Here is a 26,399-nt window from a genome sequence, read left to right on the forward strand (position 1 = left end):
CAGGCCCTCGTACTGGACGTACTTGGATCTGTGCCTGGTGCGGTGAGAGTGCGTGCATGGCGTCGCGGGGCAGACGGGAATTTGACGACAGGGCCTAGGGCCTGTCGTCTGGATCAGGCCTGGGCCGCGGGGTCCGGCACGCACATCTGCGGCGTTGTCGTCGGTCGACGACGCTCCGCGTCGCTTCCCTCCTCCGCCTTGCAGCCGCACGCACCAGACCCCGCTCACCGCCACTGATCAAGCGCCGGCTCCTGAAACGACCTGATCCAGACGACAGGCCCTCGGTCATCCACCGGCGCTCGCGCGGAGCGCCTACGCGTCGCCGCCCGCCGCTCCCGGGTCGGCCGACGCCACGTCGAGCAGCTGATAGCGGTCGATCGCCTGCTTCAGCACCGACCGGTCGACCTTGCCCTCACGGGCCAGCTCGGTCAGCACCGCGACCACGATCGACTGCGCGTCGATGTGGAAGAAGCGCCGGGCGGCGCCGCGCGTGTCCGCGAAGCCGAAGCCGTCCGCGCCCAGCGACTGGTACGTGCCCGGCACCCACCGTGAGATCTGGTCCGGAACCGATCGCATCCAGTCGGAGACGGCCACGAACGGACCCTCGGCGCCGCTCAGCTTCTGCGTCACATAGGGGACGCGCTGCTCCTCCTCGGGGTGCAGCAGATTGTGCCGCTCCACGTCGACGGCCTCGCGCCGCAGCTCGTTCCAGGAGGTCGCCGACCAGACGTCGGCGCGTACGTTCCACTCCTCGGCGAGGATCCGCTGCGCCTCGACCGCCCACGGCACGGCGACACCGGACGCCAGGATCTGCGCCGGGACGGAACCCGAAGTCCCTTCCGAGTAGCGGTGGATGCCCTTGAGGATGCCGTCCACGTCCACGTTCGCCGGCTCGGCCGGGTGCTGGATCGGCTCGTTGTAGACGGTGAGGTAGTAGAAGACGTCCTCGCCGTGCGGGTGTTCGTCGGACGAGCCGTACATCCGGCGCAGACCGTCCTTGACGATGTGCGCGATCTCGAACCCGAACGCCGGGTCGTACGCGACACAGCCCGGGTTGGTCGAGGCGAGCAGCTGCGAGTGGCCGTCCGCGTGCTGAAGGCCCTCACCGGTCAGAGTCGTACGGCCGGCGGTCGCGCCCAGGACGAAACCGCGCGCCAACTGGTCGGCCATCTGCCAGAACTGGTCACCGGTGCGCTGGAAACCGAACATCGAGTAGAAGACGTAGACCGGGATCAGCGGCTCGCCGTGCGTGGCGTACGCCGAACCCGCGGCGATCAGCGAGGCCGTGCAGCCCGCCTCGGAGATGCCGTCGTGCAGCATCTGGCCGGTCGGCGACTCCTTGTAGGCCAGGAGCAGATCGCGGTCCACGGACTCGTACTGCTGGCCGAGCGGGTTGTAGATCTTCGCGCTCGGGAAGAACGAGTCCATGCCGAACGTGCGGTACTCGTCGGGCGCGATCAGTACGAACCGCTTGCCGATCTCCTTGTCCCGCATGAGGTCCTTCAGCAGTCGCACGAACGCCATGGTCGTGGCGATCGACTGCTGACCGGAGCCCTTCTTCACACTCGCGTACGCCTTGTCGTCCGGCAGGGCCAGCGGCTGCGACCGTACGACGCGCGTGGGGACGTATCCGCCGAGCCCCTTGCGGCGGTCGTGCATGTACTGGATCTCTTCCGAGTTCCGGCCCGGGTGGTAGTACGGCGGCGCGCCGGACTCCAGCTCCTTGTCGGAGATCGGCAGGTGCAGACGGTCCCGGAAGCCCTTGAGGTCGGCGACCGTCAGCTTCTTCATCTGGTGCGTGGCGTTGCGGCCCTCGAAGTTCGGGCCGAGCGTCCAGCCCTTGACCGTCTGCGCCAGGATCACCGTCGGCTGGCCCGCGTGCGCCTTGGCCGCCGAGAACGCCGCGAAGATCTTCTTGTGGTCGTGACCGCCGCGCCCCAGATGCAGGATCTGGTCGTCGGTCATGTTCTCGACCATCGCCCGCAACCGGTGGTCGTCGCCGAAGAAGTGCCGGCGGATGTAGTCGCCCGTCTCGGTGGCGTACGTCTGGAACTGGCCGTCCGGGGTGGTGTTCAGCTTGTTGACCAGCACGCCGTCGCGGTCCTGCGCGAGCAGCGGGTCCCAGGTGCGGTCCCAGACCAGCTTGATGACGTTCCAGCCGGCGCCCCGGAACTGGGACTCCAGCTCCTGGATGATCTTTCCGTTGCCGCGTACCGGGCCGTCGAGGCGCTGGAGGTTGCAGTTGACGACGAAGGTCAGGTTGTCCAGACCCTCTCGAGCGGCGATGGACAGCTGTCCGAGCGATTCCGGCTCGTCCATCTCGCCGTCCCCGAGGAACGCCCAGACGTGTGACTTGGAGGTGTCCGCGATGCCGCGCGCCTCCATGTAGCGGTTCATCCGCGCCTGGAAGATCGCGCCGAGCGGACCGAGGCCCATGGAGACGGTCGGGAACTCCCAGAAGCCCGGCATCAGGCGCGGGTGCGGGTACGAGGACAGACCGTACGGAGCCTTCGACTTCTCCTGCCGGAACGCGTCGAGCTGCTGCTCGGAGAGCCGGTCGAGGAGGAACGCGCGGGCGTAGATACCGGGGGAGGCGTGCCCCTGGAAGAAGATCTGGTCGCCGCCGTCGCCCTCGTCCTTGCCACGGAAGAAGTGGTTGAAGCCGACGTCGTAGAGCGAGGCGGAGGAGGCGAAGGTGGCGATGTGGCCGCCGACGCCGATGCCGGGACGCTGGGCGCGCGAGACCATCACGGCGGCGTTCCAGCGGGTGGCGTTGAGGACCTTGCGCTCGATCTCCTCGTTGCCGGGGAAGAAGGGCTCGTCCTTGGTGGCGATCGTGTTGACGTAGTCCGTGCTGCGCATCTCGGGCACGGCCACGCGCTTCTCGCGGGCCCTTTCGATCAGCCGCAGCATCAGATAGCGGGCGCGCTCACGGCCGCGCTCGTCGACGGCGGCGTCGAGGGAGTCGAGCCACTCCTGGGTCTCTTCGGGGTCGAAGTCCGGGACCTGACTGGGAAGGCCGCCAATGATGATCGGATTGCGATCGGATCCGGAAGCCACGCTGTTCCTTCACTGTCAGAGGGGCGTGTGAGGGCTGCCCGAGGGGTTGTCTGGGAGGCTGTCTGGGGCGGTTTTTCGGTCTGTCTGCACCGATCCCCATCGTGTACCTCGGGAACGGAATCGTCATCTCTACCGAGAGGTAACCAACACATTCCCGCAGTTCGTTGGGACGTGCCCGACCAAAACGCAACGATACGCTCACTCCGTGACGCGTTCCGCAAAGTCGTTCGGGTCTCGTACGCTCCAAGGGTTCCGAAATTCATAAATGGGGCAGAAGGGTGTGGTGTGCGTCACTTATGGCCTTGAATCCATGCCTGGGGTTGCGCCGACACCGCCGGGATCGTCACCGTTTCGGCGGTCTCGACGGCCGGGTACTTGCGCGATCCGCCCCGCCCGTGTGGACTACGGCCAATGCTTCGCGTACGCGCGTGGCTGAGACATCTACCGAAACATGATCAGGAGGCAAGCCGTGAGCGCGACCGCGGACCACGCGGAGGAGCGGACCAACCCGGCCGGCAGGCTGGGGTTCGAGCCCGGACAGGTGGTCCAGGAGATCGGCTTCGACGACGACGTTGACCACGAGCTCCGTGAAGGTATCGAATCGTTGATCGGCCAGGACCTGGTCGACGAGGACTACGACGACGTCGCTGACGTCGTGTTGCTGTGGTTCCGCGACGAGGACGGCGACCTTACGGACGCTCTGGTGGACGCCATCGGTCTCCTTGAGGACGGCGGCATGATCTGGCTGCTGACCCCGAAGACCGGCCGGGACGGCTACGTCGAGCCCAGCGACATCAGTGACGCCGCCCAGACTGCCGGCCTCTCCCAGACGAAGAGCATCTCGGTCGGGAAGGAGTGGTCGGGCACGCGTCTGGCCACGCCCAAGTCGAAGCGCTGAGCTCTCGCTCCGTCTGCCGCACCAAACCACCCAAGAGGCCCCCGTCGGCGTCCCCGCCGCCGGGGGCCTCCCCCATGCCCCGGGCCTGTGGGGGAGGCGAGGAGCACCCGCGCCGGACCATCTCACCGCCGCGGTCCCCGGGCCGGAACGCCGGCTTCCGAGACAACACCCCACCCGAATGGCGGCAGCCCCCGCAAGGCGTTGCGTTCCGGACGAGCGGGCGCGCGCCGCGTCGGGGCGGCGGGGTCCCGCGATCGGCCTCGCGCCGGACGGCGGCTTTACCGGGCCGGGCGGTGCCCACAGGGCGGCGTTGCCCAGGTCGGCCGTGCCCGCGTGGCGCTGTCGGCCGGGTGGGTGGCACGCGCGGCGCGGGCTCGGTCGCGCGGGCGCGCGGGTGCGAGGCGCGTACCGGAGGTGCCGCGTGGGGCGAGCGGGGCACGTGGTCGGGGTGCGGCGGGTGGGGCGGGGGGTGCTGTGTGGGGCGAGCGGGGCACGTGGTCGGGGTGCGGCGGGTGGGGGCGGGGGGTGCTGCGTAGGGTGGGGTTCACCCGAACAGGCCCTTGGAAGGGGAGCGTGTGACTATGGCGATCGAGGTCGGCACCGAGGCACCGGACTTCGAGCTCAAGGACAACCACGGCGCCACCGTGAAGCTGTCCGACTTCCGTGGTGAGAAGAACGTGGTGCTGCTCTTCTACCCGTTCGCCTTCACCGGCGTGTGCACCGGCGAGCTGTGTGCCCTCCGCGACGAACTGCCGAAGTTCGTCAACGACGACGTCCAGCTGCTGGCCGTCTCCAACGACTCCATCCACACCCTGCGCGTCTTCGGCGAACAGGAGGGCCTGGAGTACCCGCTGCTCTCCGATTTCTGGCCGCACGGCAACACTTCGCGCGCGTACGGCGTCTTCGACGAGGACAAGGGTTGTGCCGTGCGCGGCACCTTCATCATCGACAAGGCGGGCGTCGTCCGCTGGACCGTCGTCAACGGTCTGCCGGACGCGCGTGACCTGAACGAGTACGTGAAGGCGCTCGACACTCTGTGAGCCCGACACCCTGTGATTGTTCGGTCGCAGGGCCTGCAGGGTGCGGGAACCCGTCACTAGGATCGACACGTTGATCCGATACCAACGCACGACGGGGCTCCCCGCCCCTGGACACCATTGGGAGGACTCGTGGGAGTCAGCCTCAGCAAGGGCGGCAACGTATCGCTGACCAAGGAGGCCCCGGGACTGACCGCGGTCATCGTCGGTCTGGGATGGGACGCCCGAACCACCACCGGCGTCGACTTCGACCTCGACGCCAGCGCCATCCTCACGAATGCGGACGGCAAGGTGAGCACCGACCAGAACTTCGTGTTCTTCAACAACCTGAAGAGCCCGGACGGTTCGGTCGAGCACACCGGGGACAACATCACCGGTGAGGGCGAGGGCGACGACGAGCAGATCAAGGTCAACCTCGCCGCCGTGCCCGCCGACGTCCAGAAGATCGTGTTCCCGGTCTCCATCTACGACGCCGAGAACCGCCAGCAGTCCTTCGGCCAGGTCCGCAACGCGTTCATCCGCGTGGTGAACCAGGCCGGCGAGGCGGAGATCGCGCGCTACGACCTCTCCGAGGACGCCTCGACGGAGACCGCCATGGTCTTCGGCGAGCTGTACCGCAACGGCCCGGAGTGGAAGTTCCGCGCCATCGGCCAGGGCTACGCCTCGGGCCTGCGCGGTATCGCGCAGGACTTCGGCGTCAACGTCTGACACGACCGTCGGACGGGGACACGTCGGACGCGAACGTCTGATCTGAACGTTTGACGCGACCGTCCGACGTGAACGTCTGAGCCGTACGGCCTTCGGCTCCAGGCCCGGCGCCGCACGCTTCATGTGCGGCGCCGGACCCGCTGGACCACCGCGCGCAGGTCGCGCGGCACAACTGAAAGTTTGACCTCGGGGAGGACCAGCATCATGGGCGTCACGCTCGCCAAGGGAGGCAATGTCTCCCTCTCCAAGGCCGCACCCAACCTCACGCACGTGATGATCGGGCTCGGCTGGGACGCGCGCTCCACCACCGGAGCCGACTTCGACCTCGACGCCAGCGCCCTGCTGTGCAATTCCGGCCGGGTGCTCGGCGACGAGTGGTTCATCTTCTACAACCAGCTCAAGAGCCCGGACGGCTCCGTGGAGCACACCGGTGACAACCTCACGGGTGAGGGCGAGGGCGACGACGAGTCGATCCTGATCGACCTCTCCAAGGTGCCGGCCAACGTCGACAAGATCGTCTTCCCGGTCTCCATCCACGAGGCCGACAACCGCGGTCAGACCTTCGGCCAGGTCAGCAACGCGTTCATCCGCGTGGTCAACCAGGCCGACGGCCAGGAGCTCGCCCGCTACGACCTGTCCGAGGACGCCTCGACGGAAACGGCGATGATCTTCGGCGAGGTCTACCGCTACAACCAGGAGTGGAAGTTCCGAGCGGTCGGACAGGGGTACGCGTCCGGTCTGCGTGGCATCGCGCTCGACTTCGGAGTCAATGTTTCCTAGGGCCCGCCCGAGTCAGCCGAAGGGGCGGCCCTCTAGACTTCGTGGTCAACAGTAGGTAAAGCCGAGTACGGCGCGGGGGAGACCCGTACATACACGATGATTGGGTAGCCAGTGCTTCTGAAAACCTTCGGCTGGTCGTTTGCGGTCACCGCGCTCGGCTTGGTCGCAGCGGTGATCTACGGGGGGTGGACCGCCTTTGGCATCGTGGCGATCCTGGCCATCCTGGAGATCTCGCTGTCCTTCGACAACGCGGTGGTCAATGCCGGGATCCTGAAGAAGATGAATGCCTTCTGGCAGAAGATCTTCCTCACGGTGGGTGTGCTGATCGCCGTCTTCGGCATGAGGCTGGTCTTCCCTGTCGTGATCGTGGCGGTCACGGCCAAGAAGGGCCCGATCGAGGCGGTCAACCTCGCGCTGACCGACAAGGACCAGTACCAGCAGCTGGTCACGGACGCCCACCCGGCGATCGCCGCCTTCGGCGGCATGTTCCTTCTGATGATCTTCCTCGACTTCATCTTCGAGGACCGGGACATCCAGTGGCTGCGCTGGATCGAGCGTCCGCTGGCCAAGCTCGGCAAGGTCGACATGCTGTCGGTCTGCATCGCCCTGGTCGTGCTGCTGGTCTCCTCCATGACGTTCGCGGTCCACGCCCACCAGCACGGCGGCGCGCACATCGACAAGGCGCAGACGGTGCTGATCGCCGGCATCGCGGGCCTGATCACGTACATGGTCGTCGGCGGGCTCTCCGGCTACTTCGAGGACAAGCTCGAGGAAGACGAGGAGCGCGAGCACGAGGAAGAGGAGGAGGCCGCGCGGACCGGCAAGAAGAAGCCGGCCGTCGTCCTCGCAGGTCAGGCCGCGTTCTTCATGTTCCTCTACCTCGAGGTCCTGGACGCGTCCTTCTCCTTCGACGGTGTCATCGGCGCCTTCGCCATCACCAACGACATCGTGCTGATGGCGCTCGGCCTCGGCATCGGCGCCATGTACGTCCGCTCGCTCACGGTCTACCTGGTCCGCCAGGGCACCCTCGACGACTACGTCTACCTGGAGCACGGCGCGCACTACGCCATCGGCGCCCTCGCCGTGATCCTCCTGGTCACCATCCAGTACCAGATCCACGAGGTCATCACCGGTCTCGTCGGTGTCGTCCTGATCGCCTGGTCCTTCTGGTCCTCGGTGCGCCGCAACAGGGCGCTCGCGGAGGCCGAGGGAAAAGCGACGGCCTCGGACGACAAGACTGAGGTCTCGTCCGGGGTGTGAGTCCGGGAGCGTGATTCCGGGAACGCTCTGAGCGGGGCGGCCGTCGAGGACGAGTCCTCGTGGCCGCCCCGTCGCATATCCAGGCAACGTGGGGGCGGGACAAGGCAATGGGCTTCTGGGACGACCTGTGGCGCGGACGCTCGACGGACTTCGACTCCGGCAGTGCCGCCACCAACTCGATAGAACTGACCAAGCGGAACCACACGGTCTCGCTCACCAAGCAGGGCGCGGCCACCGGCAACCTGCGCATCAACCTGTCCTGGCGCATGCGCACGTCGGACATCGGCGGCGGCCAGCAGCGGGGCAGCCTGCTGCGGCACCCCTTCAAGACCTTCAAGCCGGACGTGGTCCAGGCGCACACCCAGAGCATGGTGAACGTCGACCTCGACCTGGGCGTGATGTACGAGCTCGCGGACGGCTCCAAGGGCGTGGTGCAGCCCCTGGGCAACTTCCTCGGCGACATCAACGACCCGCCGTACGTGAAGCTCAGCGGTGACGACCGGTTCGGTTCGGCGTCCGGCGAGACGGCCTACGTCAACCTCGACCATCGCGACGACATCAAGCGGCTCCTGGTCTTCGTGTACATCTACGACCAGACGCCCGCCTTCGACCGTACGCACGCCATCATCACGCTCTACCCGAGCAACGGGCCCCGGATCGAGATCGGCCTCGACGAGCGGCATCCGCAGGCCCGCTCCTGCGCGGTGGTGATGATCGAGAACAACAAGGGCGAGATCACCGTGCGGCGTGAGGTGAAGTTCGTGTACGGGTTCCAGGCGGAGCTGGACCGGTTGTACGGGTGGGGGTTGCAGTGGGGGCGGGGGTACAAGTCCAAGGCCGACCGTTGATGGTTCGCCCTGGAGCTCGGGTGCATCCGAGGAGTCGCGGCTGCGGGGCCGCTGTGGCTTGTCGCGCCCACGCGGCGGAGCCGCATGTCGAATGCAGCCCCGCGCCCCTTCGGGGGCGCTTTCCTAGCGTCCGATGAACTGTGGCCCCTGTGGCGGCAGCCTGAAATCCGGGTCGGGGAGGGAGCCGACCGCCTGCGGGAAGCCGTAGGCCGGCTGGACGGCCGGGGCCGTCTGCGCGGGCCCCGGGTAGCCGTAGGCGGGCTGGCTGGTCGGCTGGGGGTAGCCGTACGCGGGCTGGGCGGGGGCCGTCTGCGCGGGCCCCGGATAGCCGTAGGCGGGCTGCTGGGGCACCGGTGCGGACTGCTCGGGCGGGAGCGGCACCGAGGTCTCCGGGGAGGCCGCGGGGTCCGCCCAGGCGGTGGCGTCGGGCACGGGCGCGACGGCCTCCGGCTCGGACTCGTCCACCGTGATCCCGAAGTCGGAGGCGAGCCCCTCCAGACCGTTCGGATAGCCCTCGCCGAGTGCCCGGAACTTCCAGCCCTGACCGCGCCGGTACAGTTCGCCGCAGATCAGCGCCGTCTCCGTACCCGTCTCCGGCTTGATGTCGAAGTAGGCCAGCGGCTCACCGTCCGAGCCGGTGGTGCCGGTCGTGCCGGACGCGTCGTACAGCAGGATGCGTAGGGCGCGTACCTGGTCAAAGGTGACACCGTCCGCCGATGCGACCAGCAGAATCTGTCCGACACCGGACTCGACACCCGTCAGATCCGTCTGGATGGTGTCGGTGAGGCCCTCGGCGACGCGTTTCTTGCCAAGTCGCCACACCTTGCCCGAGGGATGGCGTGGCTGGTTGTAGAAGACGAAGTCCTCGTCGGATCGCACACGACCGTCGGGACCGAGGAGCAGCGCAGAGACATCGACATCGGGGACACCCTGCCCGGGCGTCCAGCGCAGCACGGCACGTACCGCTGTGGCGTCCAGCGGGACGTTCGACCCCTTCAGCATCGCGTGCGTCATGCGGTCATCCTGCCCTCTCGGTCCTGGTCACGACAACGCGGGGGTAAGGATTCCCGGTCGGGACGTGCGGGCAACCGACATGGCCGAGTTACCTGAACTTCACGCCTTGTGGGAACGACTGACATGGATTTGTACGTACTATTACCGGCCACCTCACGTAAGTCCGCCTAGCCGCCACGGGGGAGTTTCATGCGTCATTTCGGGCACATCGCCCCTGAAGAGCGGCAGCGTCTCTTCTACCGGGAGCCGTGCGTCTTCACCGCCGACTCGCCCGCCCGCGTGCTCGCGGCGGCCCTCGGCGCCACCCTGTACAGCCCCGCGACCAGACCCCGTCTCGCCGACGACGTCGTCAAGCAGGCCGGGCGCGGCGTGGTCTCCATGGTGCTGTGCCTGGAGGACTCGATCGACGACGCCGAGGTCGTGGGCGCCGAGGAGAACCTGGTCCGGCAGTTCGCCGACCTCGCCGGACGGCCGGAAACCGACGGGCTCCCGCTGCTGTTCGTACGGGTCCGTGAGCCCGACCAGATCCCGGACCTCGTCCGGCGGCTCGGCGCGTCCGTGCGGCTGCTGTCCGGGTTCGTCCTGCCGAAGTTCACCGAGGAGCGGGGCGTCCCGTTCATGGAGGCGCTCACCGCGGCCGAGTCCGCGAGCGGCCGGCGGCTGTTCGCGATGCCGGTCCTCGAGTCGCCCGGCCTGCTGTACCTGGAGAGCCGCCGGGAGACCCTGGAGGGCATCTCCCGGGTCGTCGACAAGTACCGCGACCGCGTCCTCGCGCTGCGCCTGGGCGTCACGGACTTCTGCTCGGCGTACGGGCTGCGCAGGGCGCCCGACATGACGGCTTACGACGTCCAGATCGTCGCCTCCGTGATCGCGGACGTGGTGAACATGCTGGGCCGCTCGGACGGCACCGGGTTCACGGTCACCGGGCCCGTGTGGGAGTACTTCCGGGTCCAGGAGCGCATGTTCAAGCCGCAGCTGCGCCGCAGCCCCTTCCAGGAGGGCGAGGTCGAGGAGCTGCGCCAGGCGCTGATCGAGCACGACCTGGACGGGCTGCTGCGCGAGATCGCCCTCGACCGGGCCAACGGTCTGCTCGGCAAGACCTGTATCCACCCCTCCCACGTACCGGCGGTGCACGCGCTGTCCGTGGTCAGCCACGAGGAGTACAGCGACGCGCAGGACATCCTCAGGCCCGAGCGGGGCGGCGGGGGCGTGCTGCGGTCGGCGTACACGAACAAAATGAATGAAGTGAAGCCGCACCGCGCCTGGGCCGAGCGCACCCTCCAGCGCGCCGAGGTGTTCGGTGTGGCGAACGAGGACATCGGCTTCGTGGAACTGCTCGCGGCCGCCCTGCCTGCGTGAACCGCGCCGGCTCGAGCGACCTCGACCGACCGACAAGGAATCGATGAAGAACGTGGTGTGGACGGGGACCTGGGTCGCCGAGCGACTGGGTGTCGAGCTCGTCGGTGACGAGGAGCTGAGCGACCTGCTGGGGCTCGCGCTGCGGCGCAACCCCCGCCGGGCGCATCTGCTCGTGTCGAACGTGCTCGGCAAGCACGTCCCGCAGTCGCCGTCCGTGGTGTACGGACACGGGTTCGCGCTCGGCCGGCGGGTGCGGGAGCTGCTCGGCACCGAGGACGCCCGCGCGGCCGTCGTCCTCGGGTACGCCGAGACGGCCACCGGCCTCGGCCACTCCGTCGCCGACGGCGTGGGCCTCGCGCCCTACCTCCACTCGACCCGCCGCCCGGTCCCCGGCGTCGACACGGCGGGCGGCTTCGAGGAGTCCCACTCCCACGCCACCTCCCACCTCCTGCTGCCGGAGAACCCCGGTCTGCTGGCGGGCCCGGGCCCCCTGGTCCTCGTCGACGACGAGTTCTCCACCGGCAACACGGTCCTCAACACCATCCGCGACCTCCACGCCCGCTATCCGCGCGACCGCTATGTGGTCGTGGCCCTGGTCGACATGCGCTCGGCCGCGGACCTGGGCCGGCTGGCGGAGTTCGCGACGGAGATCGGCGCACGGGTGGACCTGGTCGCCGCGGCGCGGGGCACCGTGAACCTCCCGGAGGGCGTCCTCGAGAAGGGCCAGGCGCTGGTGGCGGAACACGAGACCACCGAGCGCGGCGAGCCCTCCGCCCGCCGTCGGGGGCACTCCGGTGCCACCCGTGTAGAGCTCGGCTGGCCCCGGGGCCTGCCCGACGGGGGACGGCACGGGTTCACGCCCGGGCATCGAATACGGCTGGACGCGGCGCTGCCCGCCATGGCCGCGCGGGTCGCCGACGCGCTGCCGGAGGGGGCGCGGCGCGTCCTCGTACTCGGTTTCGAGGAGCTGATGTACGCGCCGCTCAGGCTGGCCAGGGAGCTGGAGCAGGTGGTGCCCGCCGAGGTGCGGTACTCCACGACGACCCGCTCCCCGGTGCTCGCCCTCGACGACCCCGGTTACGCCATACGGACGCGCCTCGTCTTCCCGGCCCACGACGACCCCGACGACGGACCGGGTGAGCGGTACGCCTACAACGTCGCGGGTGCCGGTTTCGACGCGGTCGTGGCCGTGGTCGACTCCGCCGCCGACACACCCGGCCTGCACGCCCCCGACGGCCTGCTGGCCCAGCTCGCGGAGCACACCCCGAGCGTCCTGCTCGCCGTCGTCCCGTCGTACGCCCCCGCACGGCCGTCCACAGAAAGGCCCTCCATGCTCCCCGAGCCCCTCCGCGGCCCCGCCTTCTCCTCGTACGCGCCCGACGAGGTCGGCTGGCTGCTGCAGGACCTCTCGGACGTGACGCTGGAGGCGCCGACCGAGGAGCGCGAGGAGGCGATCCAGAGCGGCGGCGCGCACTACGCGGAGTCGCTGCCGGTCGAGTACCAGCCGAGCCCCCAGTACCAGGAGCTGTTCCAGTCGGCCCTGGGCACCTCGGCCGCCCGGATCGCCCAGGCCGTCGGCGCCGTCACCGAGCTGGTGCTCGCCGAACGCTCCCCGCGTCCGGTCCTCGTCTCGCTGGCCCGCGCGGGCACCCCCGTCGGCGTCCTGATGCGCCGCTGGGCCAAGCACCGGCACGGCCTCGACCTGCCGCACTACGCCGTCTCCATCGTCCGTGGCCGCGGCATCGACGCCAACGCGCTGCGCTGGCTGGCCGCCCACCACGACCCGGCCGACGTCGTGTTCGTCGACGGCTGGACCGGCAAGGGCGCCATCACCCGCGAACTCACCGCGGCCATCGGGGAGTTCGAGTCCGCCGAAGGGATCACCGGCTTCGACCCGGAGATCGCGGTCCTCGCCGACCCGGGCTCGTGCGTACGGACGTACGGCACCCGCGAGGACTTCCTCATCCCCTCCGCCTGCCTCAACTCGACGGTCTCAGGCCTGATTTCGCGTACCGTGCTGCGCTCGGACCTGGTCGGCGAGTACGACTTCCACGGCGCGAAGTTCTACCGCGAGCTCGCCGGCTCCGATGTCTCCGTCGACTTCCTGGACGCCGTCGCCGCCCACTTCCCCGACGTCGCCGACGCGGCCTGCGCCCAGGCCAAGGAGCTCCTCGCCACCGACCGCACCCCCACCTGGGAGGGCTGGGCGGCCGTCGAGCGGATCAGCGAGGACTACGAGATCCACGACGTGAACCTCGTCAAGCCGGGCGTCGGCGAGACGACCCGCGTGCTGCTGCGCCGCGTCCCCTGGAAGATCCTGGCGCGCGCCGGAGCGGGCGCCGACCTCGACCACGTACGCCTGCTCGCCCAGCAGCGCGGGGTGCCCGTCGAGGAGGTCGACGAACTCCCTTACACCTGCGTGGGGTTGATCCACCCGAAGTACACGCGCGGCGCGACCGGCGCCGACGGCAAGGCGGTGACGGTCTGATGTCCGCGCCCAGGGTGCTTGTCGCCAGCGATCTCGACCGTACGCTGATCTACTCCTCCGCCGCCCTCGCGCTGACCATGCCGGACGCGCGGGCGCCCCGGCTGCTCTGCGTCGAGGTGCACGAGGCCAAGCCGCTGTCGTACATGACCGAGACGGCCGCCGCGCTGCTCACCGAACTCGGCGACACGGCCCACTTCGTGCCCACCACGACCCGCACCCGCAAGCAGTACCAGCGCATCAACCTGCCGGGCCCCGCGCCCGAGTACGCGATCTGCGCCAACGGCGGGCACCTGCTCGTCGACGGTGTCTCCGACCCCGACTGGCACGCGGCCGTGACCGCGCGGCTCGCCAGCGAGTGCGCGCCGCTGGACGAGGTGCGGGAGTATCTGGCGGCCACCGCCGATCCGGTCTGGGTCCGCAAGCACCGGGTCGCCGAGGACCTGTTCGCCTATCTGGTGGTGGAGCGCGAGCTGCTGCCCGAGGAGTGGGTGAAGGAGCTCGCCGTCTGGGCGGAGGGCCGCGGCTGGACGGTGTCGCTGCAGGGCCGCAAGATCTACGCCGTGCCGAAGCCGCTCACCAAGAGCGCGGCGGTGCGCGAGGTCGCCCGCCGCACCGGCGCGATCCTGACCCTCGCCGCCGGTGACTCCCTCCTCGACGCCGACCTGCTGCTCGCCGCCGACCGCGGCTGGCGGCCGGGCCACGGGGAGCTGGCCGAGGCCGACTGGACGGCGCCGGCGATCACCGCCCTCCCGGAGCGGGGGGTCGTGGCGGGGGAGCGGATCCTGCGGGAGTTCGTGCACGCCTGTGGCCGCCCGGGCGCGGTCTGAGCGGGAGCCGGGCGTGGCCCGAGGGGGAGCCGTGCCCGGCCTGTGCGGGGGCCTCGTAGGGTCTGAGAGTGCGACACGCCCGGGCCGCGCGGAGGATTCGGGCGAAGAAAAGCTGAAGACTTCCTGAAAAATCCTGGTCGGTCAGCCGCAGCAACCGCCGCCGCAGCACCCGCCTCCGCCCCCTCCGGACGGGCGCGGGGCGGGCGCGGACGCCGACCCGCCGGTGGCGACCGCGACGGTCGACAGGAGTTTCACCGTGTCGTCGTGCCCGGCGGGACAGTCCGCCGGAGCGGCGGATTCCGCCATGGGGCGGCTCAGTTCGAAGGTGTCGCCGCAGGTCCGGCAGCGGTACTCGTAGCGAGGCATACGCACAGGTTAGCGGCCGGAAGCCGACGATCGTGTCCCAACCTCGAAGACCTGCTCCTCATCGCAGTCGCCATGGACCTGGACAAGATCCCACCCGCCACGGGGAAAGCGCACAGGCGGGGCCGGTCTGCACCCGCGCCGGAACGTCAGGCGGTGTACTCCAGCTCTGTCGCAGCCGCCTCACGGACCCGGCCGGCCCTCTCCTCCATGTCCGACCCGCCGAGGAAACCAACGAGTGAAGTTCCTCATTTCTGCCGACGTCAACGGACGGCCGCCGGTCCACTGAAGCTCGCCGGACTCGTGCGCCGGCGCCGCGAGGGGTGGCGGGCAGAGGTGTCTGATCGGTGATTCCACGGTGGTCGCCATGGTTCAGCTGCTCGCCCCGCCCGCTGCCGCGGTGAACGCTGGGGGCCCGAAGGCCGTCGATTTCTGTGGCGGTACGGTGTGCGACAGTCGATCGCCCGTTCCGCGATCGCCGACCAACAAGGGGGTTCTATGAAACACCGCCGCCCGCGCCACCGCCGCCAAGTGATAGCCAGAGCGGCCGGCACGGCGAGTGCGCTGGCCGTCGCCCTGGGTGCGGGGATGACGCCGGCGATGGCCGCCGGGAACACGGCCGCCAAGCCTGCGGCCAACGGGTTCTCGCCCGACCAGACTGACCAAGCCGACCAGAACACGCCCTGGGCGCCCACGAACGACGAGGCGGTGCCCCAGAAGTCCCTCAACGCCAAGACCCTCAGCGCCAAGACCCTCGCAGCCGGCCGCGCCAACGCGGCCGGTCTCCAGCTCACCATGCCCGCGCCGACCGGGAAGTACAGCGTCGGCATGGTGGGCCTGCACCTCGTCGACAAGTCCCGTACGGATCCTTACGTTTCCGGCAGCAAGCCTCGCGAGCTGATGGTGTCGCTCTGGTACCCGGCCACCAACACGTCCGGGCACTACCAGGGACCCTGGATGCCGTCGATCTCCGGCGCCCACTTCCTCGCCACCCGTGGCCTGTCGCCGCAGCAGGTGACCCTGCCGAAGACCGCGGGACATGTCCTCGCCCCGGTGAACACCAAGCTCGGCAAGCTGCCCGTCCTGCTGTACTCGACCGGACTGCACTCGGACCGCGCGATGGGCACCGCCCTCGCCCAGGACCTTGCCAGCCGCGGCTACCTCGTCGTCACCGTCGACCACACCCACGACGCCAACGAGGTGCAGTTCCCGGGCAACCGGCTCGAGGTCAACACGATGCCGGCGGGCGCCCATTCCTCCGACACGCTGAAGGTGCGCGCGGCCGACATCAAGTTCGTCATCAACCAGCTCGGCACGCTCAGCAAGGGCGGCAACCCCGACGCCGGCAAGGCCACGCTCCCCTCCGGGCTGACGAAGTCGGTGGACATGTCGCGCATCGGGATGTTCGGCTGGTCACTTGGCGGCGCGGCGGTCGCCACCTCCATGCAGCTCGACAGCCGTATCGCCGCCGGTGCCAACCTGGACGGCCAGTTCTTCGGGTCGGCTCAGAATAAGGACCTGAAGCGCCCCTTCATGCTCTTCAGCTCCGGCAGCCACAACCGCAACAACGACTCGTCGTGGCGCACGATGTGGTCGCACCTCAAGGGTTACCGGGTCGACATCAAGCTCAAGGGCTCGGCGCACCTGTCCTTCAGCGACAACGAGTGGATGGTGCCCCAGCAGGCGCCCCTGCTCGGCATGTCCCAGTGGCAGCTCCAGCAGCAGTACGGCACGATCGACCCGACCCGGGCGGTGAAGGTCCAGAGCGTCTATCTTGCGGCTTTCTTCGACCAGGAGCTGAGCAAGAAGCACAGCACCCTGCTCGACGGCCCCTCCACGAAGTACCCGGAGATCTCCTTCGTCCGCTGACCGGACGACCGGACCGGAGATGCGAGGGGCGGGTCCTGTTCGCGGGTCCGCCCTTCGTCGTGTCGGGGGTGGTCGCCCACCGCGGGCCGGCCTTCTCCCCATGGCCAGTTCACACGTACGACACTGGCATGGTTATGTGATGGTTATGTGATGGTGTGAGGCTAGAGTGTTTGCGACGTCAAACATTCGAACGCTTGGCGCCAGTTGAGGAAGGATCCCCTGCCCTGCCCTCCGCCCCCCGGGCGCCGCGCCGACACCGCGTCCGCCGCCGCGCCGATATGCCGATGCTTGGCGGGGTGCGCCCGCCGATAGCCGCTCTCGTCGTACTGCTGCTGGTGGTCGCCGTCGTGACCGTGATCGGCCTCGACGGCATCCACGCGACGCGGGTGCCGCAGGCCGTGTTGAACGGGGAGCAGCAGATCGCCGCGGACACCGCGCTGTCGATGCGCACCGCGATCGACGTCGAGGCGAGCTCGGTGCACCGTACGGCGAACACGTACCCCGCGACGAGCGCGTCGACCCCCACGACCACGCTCAAGGCGCTGACCTCTGCCAGGAGGGCGGTCGTCGGCAGTGTGCTGCTCGACACGCGCACCGGCAAACTGCTGGCGGCCGGCGGCAAGTCGGTGCCGCTCGCGGGGGTGGACATCACCAGGACGGCGTCCGGGCACGGTGTGCTCCGGCCCCGCCTGGTGACCTCGAACGGCACCCGGGAACTGCTGTACTTCGCCAAGGTCACGGTGCCCGCGCAGCAGGACGACGCCAACCAGGACCAGCTGGTGAACCGGGCAGACCGGCAGTGGCTGCTCGTGGTCTCCGAGGTGCTCCCCGCTCTCACGACGTTCGGCGACGGACGCACCGCTGCCGTGCTCGACGCGAGCGGCACCGCACTCGCCACCACGACCCGCGGCACGGCGGCGCCGGCCGCCGCCGACAGCGGGCTGCCCGCGACGGCGTCCCGTGCGGCGAAGGCGGGGCCTGACACCGACGGCTCGGGAAGCCTGCTGGGCGCCACCACGGGCAGCCGGCGCACGGTGGCCGGCTGGGCCCAGGTCGCCTCGGCGACCGGTCCGGGCAGCACCGACGACCTCGGTCTCGTGGTGTTCACCTCCCGCGCGGTGCCCGTCGCGACCGGCGCCACCGACTACCTGCCCTTCGCCCTCAAGGCCGCGGTGGCGCTGGCCGGGGTCGCGCTGCTGCTCGGGCTGGCACTGCACTTCTCCGTGCAGCGGCCGCTGCTGCGGCTGTATCTGTCCGCCGGCCGGCTGGCCAGGGGCGCGACCGAGGACGGGACGGCCGCGCTGGAGGAGCTGTACCGACCGGTTCCGGTGCACGGCTTCGGGGAACTGGCCCGGATCGGGCGGGCACTGGAGTCACTGCGCCGGCAACTGCTCGGCGAGAGCGGCCCCGAGGAGATCCCGGCCCGGCGCGGAGCGGGTTATCGGGCGCTGGCCGTGGCCGGCGTCGTGGTGGTGGCCTGCTGGGCGGTGCCGATGATCTCCGTGCTGAACCGGGCGGACGCCGCGAGCGCGGTGCCCGCTCCGGTCCTCGCCGACCAGCAGGCGCGCACCGAGATCGCGACGAACCGGATCCGGCAGTCCCTCGACCAGTCGTACACCGACCTGACCGAGACGGCCGCACGGCTGCCGGGCACGAGCCGGGCGGACCAGGCCAAGGTCCTGCGCCACGCCCTCACCGACCACCGGTCGTACCGCTCGCTGTACCTCCTGGACCGCTCGGGCGGCATCACGCTGCGGGTGGGGGAGACGCCGCTGCGCACCCTCGTCCACGTGCCCGGGGGCGGCGGGATCACCACCGTCAACACCTCGGGCCGGATCCCGGCGATCGCCGCCTACGCCCAGATCCGGGCCGTCAAGGGCAAGACCTCGGCGGCCGGGGTGGTGCTGTTCGGCGAGATCGACGTGAAAGCTCTCAACTCCCTTCTGCCCAGGCCGAAGCTGGGCAGCGTCTGGGTGACGGACCGCAACCACAGGGTGCTGGCGGCGAGTGTGGGCTACCGCGCCTTCCAGTCGCTGCCCGACTCCGGCCTGACCCGTCTCGCCCGCTCCACCCAGGGCGCCCCCGGCACACCGGGCACCGCGACCTCGGCGGTGCTCCGCACGTCCTCCGGCCCGTCCGTCGACGCCGCCGCACCGCTGGCGCAAAGCGGTCCGACGGCCCACCTCGGCTGGCACGTGGTGACCGCGGAACCCGCGGCTGCGCTCCAGATCCCCGCGATGCAGGCGCAGCAGCGCACCATGCTCGCCGGGATCCTGGGCCTCACCTTGGGCGCGCTCTGCCTGGGCTGGCTGCATGTCCTGGTGATCCGGCCGCTGCGCTCGGTCGCCGTGCTAGTCGCACGGCTCGCCGGCGGAGACCGTCGTACCGTGCTGCACCCGGTCAACCACGACGAGATCGGCTCGGTCACCCGTAGTCTGGAGCTGATCCGCCAGGCCCTGGCGGAACAGGACCGGGCAGCGAGATCCGGCCATGCCGCCGGGCCCTACCGGCCCCTGCGCGAGAACACCCTCCAGCGGTAGAAGGACGGAATCGGCGTGCTCTTCCTCTATGTCATAGTCCTGCTGTGCTGCGCCGCACTGTGGATCGCTGGAATCCTCGAACAGCAGCGGCACTTCGCCTCGCTGGAGCAGATACCCACGCGGGTGCTGGTCAACGGCATCCGCGGCAAGAGTTCGATCACCCGGCTGTGCGCGGGCGCGCTGCGCGGCGGCGGTCTGGTCACGGTGGCCAAGACCACCGGTACCGCGGCCCGGTTCATCCATCCGGATGCCACCGAGGAGCCGGTGTACCGCAAGTTCGGCCTGGCCAACATCGTCGAACAGATCGGCATCGTACGGCGGGCGGCGTCCTACCGGCCGGACGCGCTGGTGATCGAGTGCATGGCGGTGATGCCCGCGCTGCAGGAGATCAACCAGGAGAAGCTGATTCGTTCCACGATCGGCGTGCTGTGCAACGTCCGCGAGGACCATCTGGAGGAGATGGGGCCGACGCTGGACGACGTCGCCCGCTCGCTCTCCCGCTCGATGCCGGTCGGCGGGGTGTGCGTGACGGCGGAGAAGGACCGTTTCCACATCCTCCAGGAGGAGGCCGACGCCCGTAACTGCAGGCTGGTCTACGCCGACCCCGAGATGGTCACCGACGAAGAGCTGCGCGGCTTCAGCTGGTTCACCTTCAAGGAGAACGTGGCGATCGCGCTCACCGTCGCCGAGCTGCTCGGCGTGGAGCGGCACACCGCGATGCAGGGCATGTGGGACGCGCCGCCCGACCCGGGCGTGCTGTCCGTGGAGCGCTACCTCACCCCCGAGGGCAAGCGGCTGCGGTTCGCCAACGTCTTCGCCGCCAACGACCCCGAGTCGACGCTGATGAACGTCAAGCAGCTGGAGGATCTGGGCGCGATCAGGCGGCCGGTCAACGCGGTCATCAACTGCCGCCCGGACCGGGTGGAGCGCAACGGCCAGATGGGCGCGATCATCCCCGACCTCGGCGCCGAGACGGTGTTCCTGATCGGCCACCCGACCAAGAGCGCCCGCGACGCGATTCCGGCCGACTTCACCGGGCGGGTGGTGGATCTCGGCGGCGACCGCCGGGACCCCGAGGAGGTGACCGCGGCGATCCTCGCCGAACTCGGCCCGGCCTCCTCCTTGGTGGCGATCGGCAACATCCACGGCCAGGGCGAGCTGTTCCTGGAATGTCTCGCCGAGCTGCCGCTGGACGAGTCGGAGGAGCTGCTCGACGCTGTTCCGGGCGGCGACGGACTGGACCAGGAGACCATGCAGATCGCGCTGGTCCGGCCCCAGATCGCGACGGCCCGGCCGCCGGAGCCGGAGCCGTACAGCTGGGTGGCGCCGCTGGAGACCCCGACGATGGCCTTCCACTTCCCGGAACAGCGCGAACTCGCCCGCCGGGTCGCCGCCCGCGAGGGCCGGCCCGACGGCCGGACCGCCGCAGACGACCAGCGCCACCCGTACGATCCGTCCCAGTCCACGAGGAACCCGTGATCCCCGCCAATCTCAACGCACAGACCGCCGCGCTAGGCATCGCCCTCGGGCTGGTCTTCTCGCTCGTCTGCTACCTGACCACCAACCTCTCCCCCGGTGGGATGATCACCCCCGGCTGGATCGCCCTCACGCTCGTCACCGACGTGCAGATGGCCGGGCTGATGGTCGGTGTGGCGGGGCTGACGTACTTCATGACGAAGCTGCTGCAGCGCACGGTGATCCTCTACGGCAAGCGGCTGTTCGCGGCGGTGGTGCTGTGCGCGGTGCTGATGCAGACCACCGTGATGCTCGCCCTCAGCCACGAGTTCCCGCTGCTTTATACGTCACAGACCCTTGGTTTCATCGTGCCCGGCCTGGTCTCCTACCAGATGGTCCGTCAGCCGCTGGCGCCCACGCTCATCTCGACCACCGCGGTGACACTGGCCACCTACGTGGTGCTGGTCTCCGGTCTGCTGATCGGCGTCCTGCCCACCGCCTGACCCGGCCACCGCCCTCTCACCTCGTGCTCCAGGAGGATCGTCCATGCATTCCCAACACGACGGCAGACGCAGCCAACCGAACCGCCGCGCCCTGCTCGGGACGATCGCGGGCGTCGCGGCCGCCGGGGTGGCGGGCGCGTTCGCCTGGGACCGCCTCGGGCACGACAGCGGCGACGCCTCGGCCGACGACGGCACCGGCACCGGCCCGAACTCCCGGCCCACCGGGGCCCACACCTTCGAGCGGCTGACCGCTCCCGACCGGACCGTGGCCCGCTCCGCCGACGGCGGCACACTCGCCACGTTCACCGACGGAGCACGTACGGCCGTACTCACCGGGCCCGCCCGCACCTTCAGCGAGCCGCGGACCACCGAGGCCAAGGTGACCACCGACGCCTGGGTGCGGGTGCTGCCGCACACGTGGCAGCAGGGCATGGAGAAGTCCGCCTGGTTCACGACCTGGTTCCGCAAGGCGCTCATCGACACCAGCCCGGACGTCTTCGCGGTGGCGTTCCAGTACAGCAGCGCCGGGGCGCGCGGCAAGCGCAACGCCGACGGCGTGCGCTACGCGGGCACCGCGCACTTCGGCCCGCGCAATTCCAAGGTCACCAACCCGCTGGACTTCGCCTACTACGACGAACAGTCCGACTTCTTCGACTACCTGGGCGTGCCCTGGGACTTCCCGGACGGCACCCGGGTGCAGCCGGAGCAAGCCCGCTACGGCTGCGTCGACTGCTCCGGCTTCCAGCGCCTGGTGTGGGGCTACCGCATGGGCGTCCCTCTGCACAACACCAACACCAAGGGCGTCGGCCTGCCGCGCCGCGCCTACGCCATCGCCGCCTACGGCCCCGGCCGCCTGATCATCCCCCAGACCGACGAGCGACCCACCGATCTGGGCGTCCTGCAACCCGGCGATCTGGTCTTCTTCGCCATCATCAAGGACCGCCCGAACTTCATCGACCACGTCGGCTTCTACATGGGCCTCGACGACCAGGGCCGCCACCGCTTCTACTCCAGCCGCTCCGCCGCCAACGGCCCGACCATGGGCGACCTGTCGGGCCACGCGCTGCTGGACGGCACCGACTTCTACGCCCGCGGCTTCCGGGCGGCCCGCCGCCTGTGATTCCGCCGCCCGCGCCCCGGCCTGTGCACCGCCGCCTCACTTGACCTGCCGATCCGAGGACCCCCACTGCCATGACCGCCATCCCCGCCGTCCGGCCCACCGGAGCGCACCGAGGCCGCCGAGCGGCGAACCGCCGCTCCGGCCGGCCGGAAGACGCCCCGCGCTGGGAGCGCCCGGCGCTCGCCGCGGTGCTGGTCGTCGCCACCGTGCTGTACTCCTGGGGCATCGGGCACGCCGCGCTCCACCCCTTCTACGGGGCGGCGATACGGTCGATGTCCAGTGGCTGGCGCGCCTTCTTCTTCGGCGGGCTCGACGCCAGCGGTTCGATCAGCATCGACAAGCTGCCCGGCGCCTTCTGGCCCGACGCGGTCTCCGTCTGGCTCTTCGGCCCGCGCACCTGGGCGGCCGCGCTTCCGCAGGTCGTCGAGGGCGTCCTCACCGTATGGCTGTTGCACCGGATCGTACGGGCCTGGGCCGGTCCGTTCGCCGCGCTGATCGCCGCGCTGGTGCTCACCCTCACCCCGGTCACGGTGGTCCTCGCGCGGGCCACCATCCCGGACACCGCGCTCACCCTGCTCCTGGTGGCGGCCGCCGGAGCGCTGCAGAAAGCGGTGCGCACCGAGCGGCTGCTGCCGCTGATCACCTGCGGGATCTGGGTCGGGCTCGCCTTCCAGGCGAAGATGCTGCAGGCGTGGCTGGTGCTGCCGGTCTTTGCCGCCGTGTACCAACTGGTCGCGCCCGGCGCGCCGTTGAAGCGGGCTCTGCGCTTCCTGCTGGGCGGTGCGGTCGCGCTGGCGGTCTCCTGCTTCTGGGTGCTGATCGCCTGGGCGACACCGGCTGCCGACCGCCCGTATTTCGACGGAACGTCCGACAACAGTCCGTTCGCCCTGGTCTTCGGCTACAACGGCCTGAGCCGCTTCAGCAGCGATTCCACCGCGTTCGGCGCCGTCGCGGGCACCGCCACCAGCCGCACCACCGGCAACACCGGCTGGGGCGTGCTGATCAACCAGACAATCGGCCCGCAGGTGGCCTGGTTCCTGCCTCTCGCCGTGCTCGCCACGGTCCTGGGCGTCGTCTGGCGCGCCAGGCAACCGCGAACCGACATGCTGCGCGCGGGATTTCTGATGTGGGGCGGCTGGCTGGCCGTGCACACCCTGGTGTTCAGCGCCTCCAACGGCAATCACGCCTACTACACGGCCGTCATCGCCCCGGCGCTCGCCGCGCTGACCGGCGGCGGGCTCTCGCTCTTCCGGTCGGAGTACGAGTCGGCGTACGAGCCGGAGCAGGGACCGGACCACGAGCCGGAGCACGGGCCGAACCACGAGCCGGAGCAGGGGGCGGACCACGAGCCGGAGCGCGAGCCGGTGCCCTGGTCGCCGTACCTGTCGGCGCACGAATCGGAGCCATGGTCACCGCAGGTGGCCGTGGACGAATCCGAGCACGGGCCGGCGCGCGCATGGGGCGGCCGGCGGCACATGGCACTGCCGGTGGCGATCGCGCTGACGGCGGCATGGGCGCTGGTGCTCGACTGGCCGACCCGGTTCGTCTCCTGGCTGCTGCCGGTCGCCGTGATGCTCGCCCTGTGCGGTGTGGTGGGCCTGTGGAGCCGCGGGCCGCGCACCTCCCCGCGGATGATCCACGCGGCCCTCGCCGCCGGGATCGCGGCCACTCTGGTGGTACCGGCCGGCTGGGCCGTCTCCAGCCTCGACCCGCTCTACGCGGGCGCCGCGGCCTCGCCGATGACCGGTCCGGTCGGCAACTCGTACTACCAGCACCAGCACCGCGCCCCGCGGAGAATAGGGCTCGACCGGCCCAGCGCCCGCGACACCGCCCTGCTCGACTACCTCTCCGCGCACCGCAACGGCGAGAAGTACCTGCTCGCCACCCAGGCCGCCTACACCGCGGAGCCCCTGCTGCGCGCGAAGTCCGAGCCCATCCTCGTCATGGGCGGCTTCACCGGCAGCACCCCCTTCCCCACCGCCCAGCAGTTCGGCAGCCTCGTCGCCGACCACCAGGTGCGCTATGCGCTGCTCACCACCCAGCGCCCCACCACTCCTGCCACCACCTGGGTGAAGTCCCACTGCACCCGCATCCGGCCCACCGCCTATGGCCGCCGCACTGTCGGCAGCTTCGCCCTCTACGACTGCAGCCCTCAAAAGTAGGGCGACGCCCCCGAACCGAGGGACCGCGGTCACGGGAACGGCCCCTCGGTGATCACACCGAAGGGGCCCCTGACCTGCTACCTGCATCTGGTGGGCGCGGACGGTTTCGAACCGCCGACATCCTGCTTGTAAGGCAACGTGACTAACAAAGACTCTCACCTGCGGAAACGTGCCCTGACTACCCCGTGAAGGAGGATCAGGCAGGTTGCGTAGGACTCCCTAGTGAAGTTGCCTATCCGTCTCCCTGGTGGCCACCAGGAGCGCTCAGGGGCTCTCTGGGGGTGCGTCCGTCACGTAGTTACCCTGCCCGACTTCCAGCCGTAGCCACCCCTCAGCGCGCAGCGTCACTACCGCTTTCTGTGTTGTCGCTTGTGCCGTCCCGTACTCCGCTGCCAGTGCAACCGTCCCAGGGAAGCGCTCACCAGGTTCCCACTCTCCAGCATGCAACCGGCGCCGTAGGTCATCGGCAATCTGGGGCCAGAGATTCCGGGAACGATCAAGGTCAGCCATACGGCCAGGGTGCGCGGTACTGCGGTGATCTGCTACCGCGCTTACGCGTAAGCGCGTGCCTCGGAGAAAGGGCCCCCGGGACCTGGTGAGAGGTCCCGGGGGCGTGGCCACACCTGACGAAAGCAGGAATGACATGGCAGAGCGTAGCGCTCACGTCCGACTGTTGCCGTTCTCCGGGCCGGAAGGGAAGAGGGCGCACCTGATCACTGACGGGTCACCAACTCCCCTGTCTCTCCTGGCAGACAACATCGAGAGTCAGCAGATCGAAACGGCAACCGTGATCGTGGAGTTGGCGCGACCGATGGTCACAGAAGAGGCCAAGCTGACGGCAGATGAACTCCGCTGGATTGCCGGACGTCTCATCGAAAGCCTGACAGACGTACTGAACATCGCAGAGAGCCGGGGGCGGAGGATTCCCGACTACGAAGAGTGATCCCCTATGCGACAAGAGAACCCCCGTCGATATGGCGGGGGTTTCTGATTTAACGACAGAAGAGATGGAGAAGCCGAAGTGAGAAAGAAAAGCATCGGGATTGGAATCGTGGCTGGAATCGCCGTGCTCGCCCTGTCGATGGCGATCGACAGCAGCATCGACGGAAAGAGGGGCAGCAGCAAAAGTAGCGCCACGAGTAGCAGCGATTCTGGGTCTTCGAATTTAGTGGGGGTGCTGCTCCCGTCGGGCTCGGCGGGTCGTAGCGCAGCGTGATCGTAGTTGCTGGTTTTCGCGGTTTCGGAAGCCGAAGGCGTTACGGGCTTCGAGCTTGATAAGGCGGTTGTTGCCCTCGCTGGCGGCGTTCGTGATCCCGGTCGTGATGTACGCCTCGATGCCGTCCCATCACGTGTCGATGGTCTCGGCAAGGGTGCGGAGTTCGGGCAGGTGGGCGTGGTCGGCTATGTGGGCGTTGAAGCGGTGGCGGCCGGCGGAGATCGCGGAGTGGTCGGGGGCGGTGTGGGTGTGCTTGGAGGCCAGGTCGCGCAGGAGTTCCTTGGCCTGCCAGCCGGCGTGGATCTGCCGCCCGTAGGTGCCCATGTGCTCCAGCGCGGCTGTGAGGAGGCGGAGTTGTTCGGTGCTGAGGTCTTCCTTGTTGCGGCGCAGGAGCTTGCGGACGGTGTAAACGGCATCGCCCTTGCGGGCCCGACGGCCGTGTTGCTTCCAGGTGAGGCGCCGCCGCAGGTCGGCGAGGTGGCGTTGGGCGAGTTGGACGATGTGGAAGCAGCGTTGGACGATGGGCCAGGAAATGCCCAGGTCACGACCGGACTGGAGGATCGTCCGGCCGCCGTCACACACCGCCGCCCCGCCTGCCTCACACAGCGCGACGGTGGTGCGCATTCCGGCAGGGACCTACAGAGGAGAGGACCATGGCCGTGCGCGACGGCAGTCTCGAAAGCAGGCTCGGGACGCCCCTCGAGCAGACTCGCTGGCATCCAGCTCGCTGCCCGACCGCACCGCCCTGATCCGGTTGGTCGGCGCGGTCCTGGCTGAGCAGAACGACGAATGGACCGAGGCCCGCCGCTACATGGGCCGCGGACTCCTCGCCAAGGCCCGCCTCCACCCGATCGAGTCAGAGACCGACGACACGTCCTGCCCAGCGAGCTCA

Annotated in this window: 20 protein-coding genes and 1 pseudogene; 16 read left to right on the forward strand and 5 right to left on the reverse strand. The window is 69.5% G+C overall.

Translation table 11 applies throughout. The annotated features are described in order from the left end of the window. Positions 1 to 312 precede the first annotated feature (312 nt). Positions 313 to 3,060: a pyruvate dehydrogenase (acetyl-transferring), homodimeric type gene (aceE, locus tag ABZ656_RS22760; RefSeq protein WP_101405383.1), complete on the reverse strand. Its 2,748-nt coding sequence runs from the start codon at positions 3,058 to 3,060 to the stop codon at positions 313 to 315. A 469-nt stretch (positions 3,061 to 3,529) separates the two neighbouring features. Here aceE and ABZ656_RS22765 point away from each other — a divergent pair, with 469 nt between their 5' ends. The 6 genes from ABZ656_RS22765 (at position 3,530) to ABZ656_RS22790 (ending at position 8,591) form a co-directional block, all read left to right on the forward strand. Then, the gene (locus tag ABZ656_RS22765) at positions 3,530 to 3,958 is read left to right on the forward strand and encodes a DUF3052 domain-containing protein (protein ID WP_054231000.1); all 429 of its coding nucleotides are present in this window, start codon (positions 3,530 to 3,532) and stop codon (positions 3,956 to 3,958) included. Positions 3,959 to 4,539: 581 nt separating this feature from the next. Then, entirely contained in the window at positions 4,540 to 4,998 is a 459-nt protein-coding gene (locus tag ABZ656_RS22770; protein WP_067369436.1) for a peroxiredoxin, read from the forward strand. A 129-nt stretch (positions 4,999 to 5,127) separates the two neighbouring features. Beyond that, entirely contained in the window at positions 5,128 to 5,703 is a 576-nt protein-coding gene (locus ABZ656_RS22775; RefSeq protein WP_054230998.1) for a TerD family protein, read from the forward strand. A gap of 204 nt (positions 5,704 to 5,907) precedes the next feature. Next, complete coding sequence (locus tag ABZ656_RS22780) at positions 5,908 to 6,483, forward strand: TerD family protein (protein ID WP_101405384.1); 576 nt, start codon at positions 5,908 to 5,910, stop codon at positions 6,481 to 6,483. Positions 6,484 to 6,594: 111 nt separating this feature from the next. Then, a complete protein-coding gene (locus ABZ656_RS22785) occupies positions 6,595 to 7,743 on the forward strand; it encodes a DUF475 domain-containing protein (protein WP_101405385.1) in 1,149 nt (382 codons plus the stop codon). 107 nt (positions 7,744 to 7,850) lie between these two features. Beyond that, on the forward strand, positions 7,851 to 8,591 hold the full coding sequence (locus ABZ656_RS22790) for a Tellurium resistance (protein WP_060896039.1): 741 nt from the start codon (positions 7,851 to 7,853) through the stop codon (positions 8,589 to 8,591). Between the two features lie 123 nt (positions 8,592 to 8,714). Here the strand turns inward: ABZ656_RS22790 and ABZ656_RS22795 are convergent, their stop codons facing one another. Continuing rightward, positions 8,715 to 9,605, reverse strand: coding sequence for a TerD family protein (locus ABZ656_RS22795; protein WP_360270099.1), 891 nt, complete (start codon positions 9,603 to 9,605; stop codon positions 8,715 to 8,717). Positions 9,606 to 9,794: 189 nt separating this feature from the next. On the opposite strand from ABZ656_RS22795, the gene ABZ656_RS22800 reads away from it, so the two are divergent. The 3 genes from ABZ656_RS22800 to ABZ656_RS22810 are packed head-to-tail and all read left to right on the forward strand — an operon-like array spanning position 9,795 to position 14,279. Continuing rightward, a complete protein-coding gene (locus ABZ656_RS22800) occupies positions 9,795 to 10,964 on the forward strand; it encodes an HpcH/HpaI aldolase/citrate lyase family protein (protein ID WP_101405387.1) in 1,170 nt (389 codons plus the stop codon). Between the two features lie 43 nt (positions 10,965 to 11,007). Continuing rightward, positions 11,008 to 13,452: a phosphoribosyltransferase gene (locus ABZ656_RS22805; RefSeq protein ID WP_360270101.1), complete on the forward strand. Its 2,445-nt coding sequence runs from the start codon at positions 11,008 to 11,010 to the stop codon at positions 13,450 to 13,452. Continuing rightward, positions 13,452 to 14,279, forward strand: a complete 828-nt coding sequence (locus tag ABZ656_RS22810; RefSeq protein WP_101405389.1) for an HAD family hydrolase — start codon at positions 13,452 to 13,454, stop codon at positions 14,277 to 14,279. The genes ABZ656_RS22805 and ABZ656_RS22810 overlap by 1 nt, the downstream gene beginning before the upstream one ends. Positions 14,280 to 14,420: 141 nt before the next feature. On the opposite strand, the gene ABZ656_RS22815 is transcribed toward ABZ656_RS22810, so the two are convergent. Further along, positions 14,421 to 14,645 carry a zinc ribbon domain-containing protein gene (locus ABZ656_RS22815; protein WP_101408169.1) on the reverse strand — a complete coding sequence of 75 codons (225 nt, stop codon included), beginning with the start codon at positions 14,643 to 14,645 and terminating at the stop codon, positions 14,421 to 14,423. A gap of 495 nt (positions 14,646 to 15,140) precedes the next feature. Between ABZ656_RS22815 and ABZ656_RS22820 the strand changes: the two genes are divergently transcribed. From ABZ656_RS22820 to ABZ656_RS22845, 6 genes are all read left to right on the forward strand, one after another. Beyond that, on the forward strand, positions 15,141 to 16,511 hold the full coding sequence (locus ABZ656_RS22820; protein ID WP_360270104.1) for a hydrolase: 1,371 nt from the start codon (positions 15,141 to 15,143) through the stop codon (positions 16,509 to 16,511). 296 nt (positions 16,512 to 16,807) lie between these two features. Beyond that, positions 16,808 to 19,051, forward strand: coding sequence for a cache and HAMP domain-containing protein (locus ABZ656_RS22825; RefSeq protein WP_360270106.1), 2,244 nt, complete (start codon positions 16,808 to 16,810; stop codon positions 19,049 to 19,051). A gap of 15 nt (positions 19,052 to 19,066) precedes the next feature. Continuing rightward, positions 19,067 to 20,530: a poly-gamma-glutamate synthase PgsB gene (gene pgsB, locus ABZ656_RS22830; RefSeq protein WP_360270108.1), complete on the forward strand. Its 1,464-nt coding sequence runs from the start codon at positions 19,067 to 19,069 to the stop codon at positions 20,528 to 20,530. Beyond that, entirely contained in the window at positions 20,527 to 21,009 is a 483-nt protein-coding gene (locus tag ABZ656_RS22835) for a poly-gamma-glutamate biosynthesis protein PgsC/CapC (RefSeq protein ID WP_234536483.1), read from the forward strand. The genes pgsB and ABZ656_RS22835 overlap by 4 nt, the downstream gene beginning before the upstream one ends. Positions 21,010 to 21,052: 43 nt before the next feature. Continuing rightward, the gene (locus ABZ656_RS22840) at positions 21,053 to 22,129 is read left to right on the forward strand and encodes a hypothetical protein (RefSeq protein ID WP_360270110.1); all 1,077 of its coding nucleotides are present in this window, start codon (positions 21,053 to 21,055) and stop codon (positions 22,127 to 22,129) included. A 71-nt stretch (positions 22,130 to 22,200) separates the two neighbouring features. Further along, entirely contained in the window at positions 22,201 to 24,291 is a 2,091-nt protein-coding gene (locus ABZ656_RS22845) for a glycosyltransferase family 39 protein (RefSeq protein WP_360270112.1), read from the forward strand. A 264-nt stretch (positions 24,292 to 24,555) separates the two neighbouring features. On the opposite strand, the gene ABZ656_RS22850 is transcribed toward ABZ656_RS22845, so the two are convergent. Further along, entirely contained in the window at positions 24,556 to 24,936 is a 381-nt protein-coding gene (locus ABZ656_RS22850; RefSeq protein ID WP_360270114.1) for a GntR family transcriptional regulator, read from the reverse strand. Between ABZ656_RS22850 and ABZ656_RS22855 the strand changes: the two genes are divergently transcribed. After that, positions 24,935 to 25,234, forward strand: coding sequence for a hypothetical protein (locus ABZ656_RS22855; RefSeq protein WP_360270116.1), 300 nt, complete (start codon positions 24,935 to 24,937; stop codon positions 25,232 to 25,234). The genes ABZ656_RS22850 and ABZ656_RS22855 overlap by 2 nt on opposite strands. Positions 25,235 to 25,456: 222 nt before the next feature. Here the strand turns inward: ABZ656_RS22855 and ABZ656_RS22860 are convergent. Then, positions 25,457 to 26,131 (reverse strand): annotated as a pseudogene (locus ABZ656_RS22860) (transposase). Positions 26,132 to 26,399: the final 268 nt, after the last annotated feature.

Origin of the sequence: Streptomyces sp. NPDC007095, from assembly GCF_040634475.1 — a bacterium.
Taxonomy (GTDB): Bacteria; Actinomycetota; Actinomycetes; order Streptomycetales; family Streptomycetaceae; genus Streptomyces.